Raw genomic sequence first — 11,912 nt, 5'->3', positions numbered from 1 at the left:
GCGCCTCAGCCGTGGCCCAAGGGCGGTTCACCTGGGCGTCCCGTCGTCCGGGGGCTCGTCGTACGGGCCACGGCCGCGAGGAACGACCGGCGCGCGGCGGCGACGTGCGCGACCGCCCTGGCCTGGGCCTCGTCCTCGTCGCCCGCCGCGATGGCCTCGCACAGGCTCAGGTGCTCGGTCCACGAGTGCGGCGCCCGGACGGCGGCGGTCCGGCTGAAGATCCACTGCGCCCGCTGCACCATCGGCTTCATCATCAGGTTGAGGTAGGAGTTGCCCGCCGCCTCGCCCACGGCCAGGTGGAAGGCGGTGTTGAGCTCGGCCACCTCCGCCGGGCGACCGGCCTCGACGGCCTCCCCGGCCGCGCCGGCGCGCCGGCGAGTATGCGGCGGCGCAGTTCCTCGGTGACCTCGTCCCGCAGGGTCGTGCGGGCGGCGCCCGCCGTCGGTTCAGCCATATGACGGCCAATCGTATACAGGCTCGGTCAGTCGCCGAGGCCGTCCGCGGCGGTGGCGGGTCTGGCCACCTCCCACATGCGGTCGAACTCGGCCAGGAAGTGCTCGTACCAGACGTGGTCGCGGCGCGGGGTCAGCGTGAAGACGGGGTCGCGGCCCGCGGTGCTGTGGGTGCCCAGCTCGACGTGGATGACGCCGTCGTCGTCGCCGGGATCCAGCAGGACCAGCCCGAACGCGGGCACGAACGGCAGGAAGCGCACCTCGACGCGGTCCCGGTGGGGCAGGTCGCGCAGCAGGTAGAGGGTGGACTTCACGCGATGGGTGAAGATGTCGGTCTGCTCCGGGATCGTGCTTCGCCTGGCCGCCTCCTCGGGCGCGGTGCCCGCCGGGTCGATCACCAGGACCTTGAGCGACGCGCCGCGTTCCAGGGCTTTGTGCAGGTCGCCGACATGGGCGCGGATCGTGCGGCTCAGCGTCACCCCGGCGAAGCGCAGGTCATCGGTGCGGGCGACCCGCTGATCCAGGCCGTCCTTGCGGGTGGTCAGGAACGCCTCCCCGGCCAGACGGTCGCGGACGAGGGCGTTGAGCTCGGCCACGCGCGCCTCCAGGTCGGCCACCTGGTGCTTGGGGCCGAGCGCGGACGCCGCCAGCAGGGCGAGCGTGGCCAGCGTCGCCGCCGCCAGGATCTCACCCTTGACGACGCCGAGGACGCCGAGCACTCCCACCACGAGCGCGATGACCGTCGTGACGTAGATCTCCAGGTTCTTGCCGGAGCCGAGGTCGGAACGTAAGCGTTGCAGAGGCGGCATGCCCTCATCCTCCAGCCTTTCCGGCCGCCACGCTCCTCAGGCGCGCAGGCGCAACCCCCTCGGGGTCGGATGGAACCCGGCCGCCTCCAGCGCGGCGGCCAGCGGCGACTCCACGATGGACGTACCGTCGGCCCGCTCCACGGTCAGCTTCCCGAGCGCCCCGTCGCGCACGGCCAGCGCCAGGGCGTCGACGGCCGGTTGCAGCCGCTCGTCGTCGGCGAACGACAACAACGTCTTGCCGCCCCGCTCCACATAGAGGACGAGAAAACCGTCCACGAGCACGACCAGCGAGCCCGCCTTCCTGCCCGGCTTGTGCCCGACATCGCCGGCGCGTTGCGGCCAGGGGAGCGCGGCGCCGTACGGGCTGGCCGGATCGGCCGCGGCCAGCACCACGGCCCGCCGCCCCGGCGTCACCCGCCCGCCGCTCTCCCGGACGGGGGCCTCGGAAGGAGGACCGGAGCTCTCATGCGGCCCGCCCCCGGTCGGCGCGATGCCCGGAGCCATGGCCCGCATGCGGTCGACGGCGCCCGGCAACGCGAACTGCGCACCGCCCAGCCCCTCCACGAAGTACCCCCGGCGGCACCGGCCGCTCTCCTCGTAGGCGCGAAGCACCTGGTAGACGGGCGTGAACCCGCCGGGCAGCCGTTCGGAGGTGACCGCGCCCCGCGTCACCACCCCGTGCCGTTCGAGCAGCACCTCGGCCTGCGCGTGCGCCCGCTGCGTCGTGTCGTCGGCGGGCCCGGGCAGCAGCCACCACCGCCCGGCCACGGTCGGCGGCCCGCTTCTCGACGGCAGCACGGCCCGCCGCCGCCGCGTCGTGGCCGGCCGGTGCGAGGGACGCCCGGTGCCCAGCGTCGCCCGCAGCGGCGCGAGCGTGTCGCCGGAGACCCGGCCCGACCACACCAGATCCCACAGCGCGGAGACCAGCGCCGCGTCGTCGAGCGCACCGCCCTGGGCGCCGAGCTGGTCGGAGATGCCCCGGAAGAACAGCGCGCCGCCGCCGCCCAGCAGGTCGAGCACGCGTTCGTGCAGCGGTGTCATCGTGATCTCGGCGGGCTCGGGCAGCAGCAGCGGCGCGGTGTCGGCGAAGTAGAGCGACACCCACCCGTCGCCGCCGGGCAACGACCCCTGCCCCACCCACATCACCTCGCCCGAGGAGGTCAGCTCGTCGAGCAGCGCCGGATGGTAGCCGGGCACCCGCGAGGGCAGCACCAGCGTCTCCAGCGCCGACGCCGGCACCGCGGCCCCCTGGAGCTGCTCGACGGAACGCACCAGCGCGTCCATGGCCCGGGCCGCCCCGGCCCGCGAGCCGTCGGACGACGACGAGCCCGAACCGGTGATGCCGTGCCAGGCGGGCAGGAAACGGGCCAGCGTCTCGGGCGCGACCGGCTCGACCTCCTTGCGCAGCCGGGCCAGCGACCTGCGGCGCAACATCCGCAGCACCCCGGCGTCGCACCACTCCTCGCCCCGGCCGCCCGGACGGAACTCCCCGTTCACGACCCGCCCCGAGGCGGCCAGCCGCCGCAGCGCGTCGGTGACCACGGCCACGCCGAGCCCGAACCTGGCGGCGGCGGTGCCGGCGTGGAACGGGCCACGGGTGCGGGCGTGCCGGGCCACCAGGTCGGCCAGCGGGTCGGGCACCGGCTCCAGGAACACGTGCGGCACCCCCACGGGCAGCGGCACGCCGAGCGCGTCGCGCAGCCGGGCGGCGTCCTCGACGGCGGCCCACTGCTCCTCGCCCGCGACGCGCACGCGGATGGCCCGGCGCGCGCGTTCGAGCTCCTCCAGCCAGGACGGGTCGCCGCCGCGCACGCTCACGTCGGGCCTCAGCAGCGGCCCGTGCGAGCGCAGCAGGTCGGCCAGGTCCTCGGCGTCGCGCAGCGGCCGGTCGAGCCGGGCCAGCTCGCGCTCGCTGGTCACGATCACGTCGGGGTCGAGCAGCTCGCGCAGGTCGGCCTGGCCGAGCAGCTCGGCCAGCAGCGTGGTGTCCAGCGCCAGGGCCTGCGCGCGGCGTTCGGCCAGCGGCGCGTCGCCCTCGTACATGAACGCGCCGATGTAGTGGAACAGCAGCGACGCGGCGAACGGCGAGGCCTGCGAGGTCTCCACCTCCACCACCCGGATCCGGCGCGCCGCGATGTCGCGCATGAGCTGGACCAGCCCCGGCACGTCGAACACGTCCTGGAGGCACTCGCGCATCGTCTCCAGCACGATCGGGAACGAGGCGTACTGGGAGGCCACGCCCAGCAGGTGGGCGGCCCGCTGGCGCTGCTGCCACAGCGGGCTGCGCCGGCCCGGCACGCGGCGCGGCAGCAGCAGCGCCCGCCCCGCGCACTCCCTGAAGCGGGAGGCGAACATGGCCGACCCGCCCAGCTCCTCGGTGACGATCTGCTCGATCTCCTCGGCGTCGAACGCCGCCACGTCGGTGGGCGGCTCGGCCAGCGTGTCGGGGATGCGCAGCACGATGCCGTCGTCGGAGTGCACGGCCTGCACGTCGATGCCGTAACGCTCGCGCAGCCGCCGGTTGATCGCCAGCGCCCAGGGGGCGTGCACCCGCGCGCCGTAGGGGGAGTGGATCACCACCCGCCAGTCGCCCAGCTCGTCGTGGAAGCGCTCGACCAGCAGAGTACGGTCGTCGGGCACGTAGCCGGTGGCCTCGCGCTGCTCGTTGAGGTAGGCCAGCAGGTTGCCGGCGGCGAACTCGTCGAGCCCCGCCTCCCGCATGCGGTCGGTGGAACCGTGCTTGGCCTGCTCCCGCAGGAACTGCCCGATCGCCCGGCCCAGCTCGGCCGGCCGCCCGGCCGTGTCGCCGTGCCAGAACGGCAGCTTCCCCGGCTGACCGGGGGCGGGGGAGACCAGCACCCGGTCGGCCGTGATGTCCTCGATCCGCCACGACGTCGCGCCCAGGACGAACACGTCGCCGACGCGCGACTCGTAGACCATCTCCTCGTCCAGCTCGCCCACCCGGGACGCCTTCTCGCCCACGAGGAACACGCCGAACAGGCCCCGGTCGGGGATCGTGCCGCCGTTGGTCACGGCCAGCCGTTGCGCGCCGGGCCGCCCCTGGAGCGTGCCGGAGACGCGGTCCCAGACGATGCGCGGCCGCAGCTCGGCGAACTCCTCGCTCGGGTAGCGGCCGGCCAGCATGTCGAGGGTCGCCTCCAGCGCGCTGCGCGGCAGGGTGGCGTAGGGGGCGGCCCGCTTGACCACGGTCTCCAGCTCGTCGACCGTCCACTCGTCGAGCGCGGTCATCGCCACGATCTGCTGGGCCAGCACGTCGAGCGGGTTACGCGGGTAGCGCAGCTCCTCGATCTGCCCGCCGCGCATGCGCTCGGCCACCACGGCCGTCTGGACCAGGTCGCCCCGGTACTTGGGGAAGATCACCCCACGGGACACCGCGCCCACCTGGTGTCCGGCCCGGCCGATGCGCTGCAGCCCGCTGGCCACGCTCGGCGGGGCCTCCACGCACGCCACCAGGTCGACCGCGCCCATGTCGATGCCCAGCTCCAGGCTGGAGGTGGCGACCACGGCGGGCAGCCGCCCCGACTTGAGCGCCTCCTCGATCTGGGCCCGCTCCTCCTTCGACACCGAGCCGTGGTGGGCCCGGACGATCTCCGTCACCACCCCCTTGCTCGCCCCCGCCTGCGCCATCGTCTCGGCCGGCATGCGCCTGGGCGGGGCCGGGGCCTCGTGGTCCTGCGGCGGCGTCTCCCAGATCGACAGGTCGATCGCCTCCAGCCCCTGCCGCCGCGTGTAGGCCAGCTCGTTGAGGCGGGTGCACAGCCGCTCGGCCAGCCGCCTGGAGTTGGCGAACACGATCGTCGAGCTGTGGGCCTCGATCAGGTCGAACAGGCGATCCTCCACATGGGGCCAGATCGACCGGCCGGACGACGGCTCGACCTGCTCGGGATCGGGCGCCCCCTCCATCTCCGTCATGTCCTCGACCGGGACGACGACCTCGATCTCGATGCGCTTGTCGGACGGCGGCTGCACCACCGTGGCCGGACGCGTGCCACCGAGGAAGGCCGCCACCTCGCTCACCGGCCGCACGGTCGCCGACAGCCCCACCCGCTGCGCCGGACGCTCCAGCAGCGCGTCGAGCCGCTCCAGGCTGAGCGCCAGATGGGCGCCGCGCTTGGTGGCCGCGACCGCGTGCACCTCGTCGACGATCACCGTCTCGACGTCGCGCAGCGCGTCGCGCGCCTGGCTGGTGAGCAGCAGGAACAGCGACTCGGGGGTGGTGATCAGGATGTCGGACGGCTTGGCGGCGAACCGCCTGCGCTCCTCGGCCGGGGTGTCGCCGGAGCGGATCGCCACCGAGATCTCCGGCACGGGCAGCCCGAGCCGGCGCGCCGTCTGCCTGAGCCCGGCCAGCGGCGCGCGCAGGTTGCGCTCGACGTCGACGGCCAGCGCCTTGAGCGGCGACACGTAGAGCACGCGGGTGCCCGGTTTGGGGGCCTTCGCCGTTGTCTCGCCGGGGAGCTGCCCGGCCGCCCGCGCGGCGAGCCTGTCGAGCGACCACAGGAACGCCGCCAGCGTCTTGCCCGACCCCGTGGGGGCCACGACCAGCGTGTTGTCACCGCGCGCGATCGACTCCCACGCGCCCTCCTGGGCCGCCGTGGGCGCCTGGAAGGCGCCGGCGAACCATTGCCTGGTCACCTGGGTGAAGTGGTCTAGCGAGCTCACCTGCACATACTGCCTCGCGCCACCGACAGAAAACGCATTGGAGCGGCGACGGGCGATTGAGCGGGGGGCAAGACGGACATACAGCGACCGTGACCATTGATTATGCCGCCGTCGAGAGCCGACGCGCCCAGTTGCGAGACCGGTACGCCTTAACGCACCGGCCGTCGAGCAGCGCCCGTGGCCTGCACCACGTGGCCCTGCTGTCGTCCGATGTGGAACGGACCATCAAGTTCTACCAGGAACTTCTGGAGTTCCCGCTGACGGAGATCATCGAGAACCGCGACTACAAGGGTTCGAGCCACTTCTTCTTCGACATCGGCAACGGCAACCTGCTCGCCTTCTTCGACTTCCCGGGGCTCGACCTCGGCCCGTACCAGGAGGTGCTCGGCGGGCTGCACCACGTGGCGATCTCCGTCGACCCCGCCACCTGGGAACGGTTGCGCGGCAAGCTGGAGATGGCCGGCGTGCCGCACCAGATCGAGAGCGGCGCCTCCATCTACTTCAAGGACCCCGACGGCGCCCGCCTGGAGCTGCTCGCCGACCATCTCGGTGAGATGTACGGCACGCGGGTGTTGTGACCGTGCGTCCCGGCTCAGCGCCGTGACGCCCTGCGCGTACGCGGTACGCCCGCGCGGGGCTCCTGCCTGATTCCGGCGTGCCGCTCCGAGCGCTGTCCCTTCTCCTTCTGCACGGCCTGCCGCATCGCGAGTAACAGCCGGCGGCGGCGCGCTCTGTTGGCCTTGGTCCTGGCGCTCTTCGGGGGTGAGGACTTGGGGGTCTTCGGCATGCGGATGTCCTACCCACACCTGACGCGCTTCCATACTTGGTTCATGCGCCTGACCGAGTTCTGGAGACGGATGAACGCCCATTTCGGCGAGACCTATGCCGACTCGTGGGCCCGCGACTACGTGATCGCCCCGCTGGGCGGCCGTACCGTGACGCAGGCGCTGGCCGACGGCGAGAGCGCCAAGACCGTGTGGCGGGCCGTGTGCCAGGTGGAGGACGTCTCACCCCGGCTGCGCTGAGCCGAGCGCACGGCGGAGCGCGTCCGCCGTGCCCTCCAGGTCGTCCGCGTCGCCCTGCCCGCCCGGCGACCACAACAACGTCCAGCCTCCGCTGGAGGGGGTGGCGAAGACGATCGTCTGGCGGCGCGTGCGCGGATGCCACACCCACAGCACCGGGTCGTCGCCGCCGACCATGCGGCTGACCAGCCCCCGGTCGGGCAGCAACTCGGCGAGCTCCTCCAGAAGGGTGCGTCGTTCCCCGGTGTAGCCACTCGCCACTTCGCCGCCTCCAAGCCAGTACCCTGCAAGTGAGTCTCCCCAGCTCACGGCGTATGACAACACGTCGGCGGCAACCCGCGCGGAAGATCGGGAACGTTCCGCTCCGCGCGCCTCACCCGTCACTGCGGTCCCATGACCACGCTCTCCGGACCGGTGGGGAGAACGTCCGTGACGTCTCCCCGCGCGGCGATCCACGTTCCCCGGGCCTGGTTCACATGTCCCCCGTCCGCAGGGGACAGGTGTTCGTCCGGCCCGGACCCCTGCAAGCGCCCGTCCCCCAGGGCAGACCCCACGGCCGATCCGTCAGCCGGCAACCACCATGAACGCGAGCGGCATCCGGGCACGGCCTCGCCCTTTCCTGAGCGGCCCGCGCCGGCGAAGGCGTCACTGGCCCGATGGCGGACGGAGGTCCAGGATCATGTCGAACGACCGTGTGCCGTCCCTCCCGGTGAAGGAGCCGACCAGTTGGAAGCCGTGCTTCCTGTAGGAGCGAAGGGCGCGTGGGTTGTCGGCGAGAACGCCGCCGAACAGGATGATTCTCCTCCTGCCGAAATGCCGTGCGACGTCCGCGACGAGCGGGAAGATCTGCGTTCCCACCCCCCTCCCCTGGTGGTCGTCGGCCAGGGTGGGGCCGAAGCGGCAGTCCGTCGCCGCCAGGTGGATGCCGGCCTCCCGGTAGCGGGCGATGTCCGCCGGGTGAGGATCGAGACTGAACTCGACAAGGCCGACGATCCTGCCGGACAGCACGTCCTCAAGCACCAGCCTGAGCTTGTCGTGACGCGCGATCGCGTCACACAGCTTCCGGGCGGCCTTGAGGTCGTACCCGTCGAAGGCGCTCAGTCGCCTCGATTCGGCGGACAGCCCCTCAAGGAAGGCCGCAAGACGCTCCGCGTCAGTGTGCATGAGCGGTCGGAAGGCGACCTCCGAACCGTCACTCAGGTTCAGGCGCCACGTCAGGACAAGCGGGTCTTCGGCGACCGCCTTCAGTGTGAGCACCTCGGCAATCCCTCCCCGCTCAGACCTCGGTGGCGCGAACCTCCTGGTCATCCACCTTCGGCGGCAACGCACATTGTTCGCTGTCACAGGACACCCAGCGAATGCTGATCATCGTCACGAAGGTTGATGACCATCGGTCTCGTGACACCGAAGATCGAGTGACGCGTCGCCAACACGCTCGACCTTCGCTGTCACGGGACACTGAACACGCCGCATGCAGCCCAGCAGCGTGTTCGTGATGTGATCGAACAGTCGTTCGGCTACGATGAACCTTGCCGAACTCGGCCACGCCTTCTCCGACCGTCGCAGAAAATGTCGGTGGCAGGCCGTAGCTTTCACTCGACTGATCGGACCACGACCCTCCAGAGGGAGCTCCCATGGCTATCAACGACCGCGAGAAGGCCCTCGAGACCGCGCTCGCTCAGATCGAGCGGCAGTTCGGCAAGGGCTCCGTCATGCGACTGGGTGACGACGCCCGAGCCCCCATCGAGGTGATCCCCACCGGGTCGATCTCCCTTGACGTGGCCCTCGGCATCGGCGGCCTCCCGCGTGGGCGCATCGTCGAGATCTACGGCCCCGAGTCCTCGGGCAAGACCACGGTCGCCCTGCACGCGGTGGCCAACGCCCAGCGGGCCGGCGGCATCGCGGCGTTCATCGACGCCGAACACGCCCTTGACCCCGAATACGCCAAGAAGCTCGGCGTCGACACCGACGCCCTGCTGGTCTCCCAGCCCGACACCGGTGAGCAGGCGCTGGAGATCGCCGACATGCTGATCAGGTCCGGCGCGGTCGACATCATCGTCATCGACTCGGTGGCCGCCCTGGTGCCCAAGGCCGAGATCGAGGGCGAGATGGGCGACAGCCACGTCGGCCTCCAGGCACGTCTGATGTCCCAGGCCCTGCGCAAGGTCGCCGGCGCCCTCAACAGCACCGGCACCACCGCGATCTTCATCAACCAGCTCCGCGAGAAGATCGGCGTCATGTTCGGCAGCCCCGAGACCACGACCGGTGGTAAGGCGCTCAAGTTCTACGCCTCGGTCCGCATGGACATCCGCCGCATCGAGACCCTGAAGGACGGCACGGAGGCGGTCGGCAACCGCACCCGGGTCAAGGTCGTCAAGAACAAGATGGCCCCGCCCTTCCGCGTCGCCGACTTCGACATCCTCTACGGCGTGGGCATCTCCCGCGAGGGCGGCCTCATCGACATGGGCGTCGAGCACGGCTTCGTCCGCAAGTCGGGCGCCTGGTACACGTACGAGGGCGACCAGCTGGGCCAGGGCAAGGAGAACGCGCGCAACTTCCTGAAGAACCACCCCGACATGGCCAACGAGATCGAGAAGAAGATCAAGGACAAGCTCGGGGTCGGTCCGAAGCTCGACACGCCCGCCGAGCCCGCCGCCGCCGTCCCGGCTCCCGCCGCCGCGCCCTCGGGTCGTGGCTCGAAGTCCACCCCCAAGCCTGGTGACGTCTGATCGGTCGGCGCATGAGTGACAGGGATCCGTCGCAGGCGCCCCGTTCCCAGGACTGGGGCGCATGGCCCGACCTCCCCGCCTCGGGGGAGCGCAAGAAGCGCGGACCCCGCGGCCCCCGGGCCACCACCCCCGAGTCGACGACCCGGGCCGCTGTTCCCGAGCCGATGCCCACCTCCGAGCCGGTGACCCGGGCGACCGGTCGCCGGGCCTCCGGTGGGGGCTCGCGTGGCGCCGACCTGGCCCGGTCGGCCACGGACGGCTGGCCATCGGTAGACGAATGGCACGAACAACGCGCCCGCCTCCGAGCCACCGCCTCCCAGACCCCCACCCCGGACGACGACCACTCCTCCTCCGCCGACACGGGGGCGGAGGACACGGCTGCCCGCGCCGGGCTGGATGACATGACCGGCCAAGCCGGGGCTCACGACGCGGACGTCCAAACTGAGGCGGACGACGCAGCCGTCGTGGCTGACGTCGTCGTCCCCGACGAGGTGATCGTTCATGCTCAGGTGGAGGACGAGGGCACGTCCGGCGGGCGGACCGTCGACGTGCCTCCGGCGTGGGGCCCGGGCCGGCAGATGGCGGCGCCGACCTTCCATTGGCCGGGTGACCAGCGCAGTCAGGCCGACGGGGATGCCGAGGGGCAGGCTGGTGAAGCCGACGCGAGCTTGAGTGATGCCTCGGGCACCGGGCTCAGTGATGAGGCGCGTGCTGGGCTGGGTGATGCCGCGGGTGTTGGGCCCGGTGGCGAAGCGGGCACGGCGTGGTGGGTCGCTGACCGTGGTGACCTGCCGGACCAGCTCGGTCCTGATGGGCGTCACTCGGCCGATCAGCCCGTCCCGGGCGAAGAAGCCGCACCCGACGGCCGCAGCTCAGGCGGTCGTGGACGAACCGGAGGGCGGGCGTCCCGGGGGCGGTCGGAGGAGAGTGCCGACGCGCCGATCTTCGTCTGGCCGGGAGAGCGCAAGGCCTCTGCCGACAGTGACACCGTTACAGGCGAGTCTCCCGAGAACGCCCGCCGGGGACGAGCCCGCGAGGCCGGTTCTGGAAGGCGTAAGCGGAAGGTCCAGTCCGACGAGGATCTCTCCGGAAGCCCCTTGGGCGAGCAGAGCGGCCATGAGGGCGCGGACACTGCTGGGCGGCGTACGAGCAGGCGGAGAGCTCAGGATGGTGAGGGCCTCTCCGGACGGCGTCCGGCTGGGCTGAGCGGTGAGGGCGGCGGCGATGTCCCTGTGGATGTCCCTGTGGAGGAGCGCCTGCCCGAGCCGGAGGTTCCGCACGAGCCCGACGGCGTTGAGGAAGCGGCGGCGGGTGCGGCTGCTCCCGCGGAGAAGCACGGCGCCGATGAGTGGCATTCTGAGGTACTGGCCGGAAGCAGCTGGTTCGGCGACGAGCAGGACGCGGGTGGGAAGAAGCGTTCGAGCAAAGGACGTCGTGCAGGCGGCCGGGGAACCGGCTGGGGGAGCGGCAGAGGGAGTGGACGTTCCGGGAGAGGCGCGGCGGGCCGTGGCGGGCCGCTGCCCGACGGCCCGGACGCCGACAGTCCCGCCGCGGCGGCACCCGAGGCGGACCCGGAATCCGTGGCACGGGCCATCTGCCTGCGGTTGCTCACCATGGCTCCCAAGACCCGGGCACAACTCGCCGAGGCCCTTCGCAAGCGGGACGTGCCGGATGAGGCGGCCGGAAAGGTGCTTGACCGGTTCGTCGAGCTCGGGTTGATCAATGACGAGGCGTTCGCGGAGGCCTGGGTCGACTCCCGGCACCATGGTCGCGGCCTGGCGAAACGTGCGCTCGCGGCCGAGTTGCGCCATCGGGGCGTGGACACCGACACCGTGAAGGACGCCGTGGAGCGCCTCGACTCCGACCAGGAGGCCGAGACGGCCCGGCGACTGGTGGACCGCAAGCTCTCCTCCACCCGGTCCCTCGACCCGCAGACCCGTACGCGGCGTCTGGCCGGCATGCTGGCGCGCAAGGGGTATTCGTCGGGGCTCGCGTACCGGGTGATCCGGGAGGCTCTTGAACAGGAGGGCATCGACCTGGACGACGACTTCTCCTGATCCCCAGAACCACACCTGACCCGCCCCGACCTCCCTAGACTCCCAACCCCTTCGGGCCCAGAGCCCCTTCGGGCCCAGAGCCCCTTCGGGCCCAGAGCCCCTTCGGGCCCAGAGCCCCTTCGGGCCCAGAGCCCCTTCGGGCCCAGAGCCCCTTCGGGCG

The 11,912-nt window shown here is 72.0% G+C and carries 9 protein-coding genes and 1 pseudogene; 4 read left to right on the top strand and 6 right to left on the bottom strand.

Features of this window, described 5'->3' with window-relative positions; all coding sequences use genetic code 11:
• Positions 1-5 precede the first annotated feature (5 nt).
• From ACWCSU_RS33895 to ACWCSU_RS33885, 3 genes and pseudogenes are all read right to left on the bottom strand, one after another.
• Positions 6-350: pseudogene (locus ACWCSU_RS33895) on the bottom strand (FCD domain-containing protein); the annotation flags it as partial.
• Between the two features lie 131 nt (positions 351-481).
• Positions 482-1,261 carry a hypothetical protein gene (locus ACWCSU_RS33890; protein WP_449940461.1) on the bottom strand — a complete coding sequence of 260 codons (780 nt, stop codon included), beginning with the start codon at positions 1,259-1,261 and terminating at the stop codon, positions 482-484.
• Between the two features lie 36 nt (positions 1,262-1,297).
• Positions 1,298-5,944, bottom strand: a complete 4,647-nt coding sequence (locus tag ACWCSU_RS33885; RefSeq protein WP_449940458.1) for an ATP-dependent helicase — start codon at positions 5,942-5,944, stop codon at positions 1,298-1,300.
• 89 nt (positions 5,945-6,033) lie between these two features.
• Here ACWCSU_RS33885 and ACWCSU_RS33880 point away from each other — a divergent pair, with 89 nt between their 5' ends.
• A complete protein-coding gene (locus tag ACWCSU_RS33880) occupies positions 6,034-6,522 on the top strand; it encodes a VOC family protein (RefSeq protein WP_357694263.1) in 489 nt (162 codons plus the stop codon).
• A gap of 14 nt (positions 6,523-6,536) precedes the next feature.
• Here the strand turns inward: ACWCSU_RS33880 and ACWCSU_RS33875 are convergent, their stop codons facing one another.
• Positions 6,537-6,731 (bottom strand): hypothetical protein, encoded by a 195-nt coding sequence (locus ACWCSU_RS33875; RefSeq protein ID WP_357694261.1) that lies wholly within the window; start codon positions 6,729-6,731, stop codon positions 6,537-6,539.
• Positions 6,732-6,774: 43 nt separating this feature from the next.
• Here ACWCSU_RS33875 and ACWCSU_RS33870 point away from each other — a divergent pair, with 43 nt between their 5' ends.
• Positions 6,775-6,969 (top strand): DUF3046 domain-containing protein, encoded by a 195-nt coding sequence (locus ACWCSU_RS33870; RefSeq protein ID WP_357694260.1) that lies wholly within the window; start codon positions 6,775-6,777, stop codon positions 6,967-6,969.
• Here ACWCSU_RS33870 and ACWCSU_RS33865 read toward each other — a convergent pair.
• Positions 6,952-7,227: a hypothetical protein gene (locus ACWCSU_RS33865; RefSeq protein ID WP_357694258.1), complete on the bottom strand. Its 276-nt coding sequence runs from the start codon at positions 7,225-7,227 to the stop codon at positions 6,952-6,954. The genes ACWCSU_RS33870 and ACWCSU_RS33865 overlap by 18 nt on opposite strands.
• Positions 7,228-7,611: 384 nt before the next feature.
• Positions 7,612-8,274, bottom strand: coding sequence for a GNAT family N-acetyltransferase (locus ACWCSU_RS33860; protein WP_449940454.1), 663 nt, complete (start codon positions 8,272-8,274; stop codon positions 7,612-7,614).
• Positions 8,275-8,600: 326 nt separating this feature from the next.
• On the opposite strand from ACWCSU_RS33860, the gene recA reads away from it, so the two are divergent.
• Both recA and recX read left to right on the top strand, forming a co-directional pair.
• Positions 8,601-9,695: a recombinase RecA gene (gene recA, locus ACWCSU_RS33855; protein ID WP_352323144.1), complete on the top strand. Its 1,095-nt coding sequence runs from the start codon at positions 8,601-8,603 to the stop codon at positions 9,693-9,695.
• A gap of 1,517 nt (positions 9,696-11,212) precedes the next feature.
• Positions 11,213-11,752, top strand: coding sequence for a recombination regulator RecX (gene recX / locus ACWCSU_RS33850; protein WP_449940718.1), 540 nt, complete (start codon positions 11,213-11,215; stop codon positions 11,750-11,752).
• Positions 11,753-11,912 lie beyond the last annotated feature (160 nt).

The organism is Nonomuraea sp. NPDC001699 (assembly GCF_053596455.1).
The sequence above is the reverse complement of the archived record's forward strand: the minus strand, read 5'-3'. Positions and strand labels throughout refer to the sequence as shown.

Excerpts from the sequence above, each read along its gene's own strand:
- ACWCSU_RS33870 (WP_357694260.1), top strand. The coding sequence starts at position 6,775 with ATGCGCCTGACCGAGTTCTGGAGACGGATGAACGCCCATTTCGGCGAG.
- recA (WP_352323144.1), top strand. The coding sequence starts at position 8,601 with ATGGCTATCAACGACCGCGAGAAGGCCCTCGAGACCGCGCTCGCTCAG.
- ACWCSU_RS33860 (WP_449940454.1), bottom strand. The coding sequence starts at position 8,274 with ATGACCAGGAGGTTCGCGCCACCGAGGTCTGAGCGGGGAGGGATTGCC.
- ACWCSU_RS33875 (WP_357694261.1), bottom strand. The coding sequence starts at position 6,731 with ATGCCGAAGACCCCCAAGTCCTCACCCCCGAAGAGCGCCAGGACCAAG.
- ACWCSU_RS33890 (WP_449940461.1), bottom strand. The coding sequence starts at position 1,261 with ATGCCGCCTCTGCAACGCTTACGTTCCGACCTCGGCTCCGGCAAGAAC.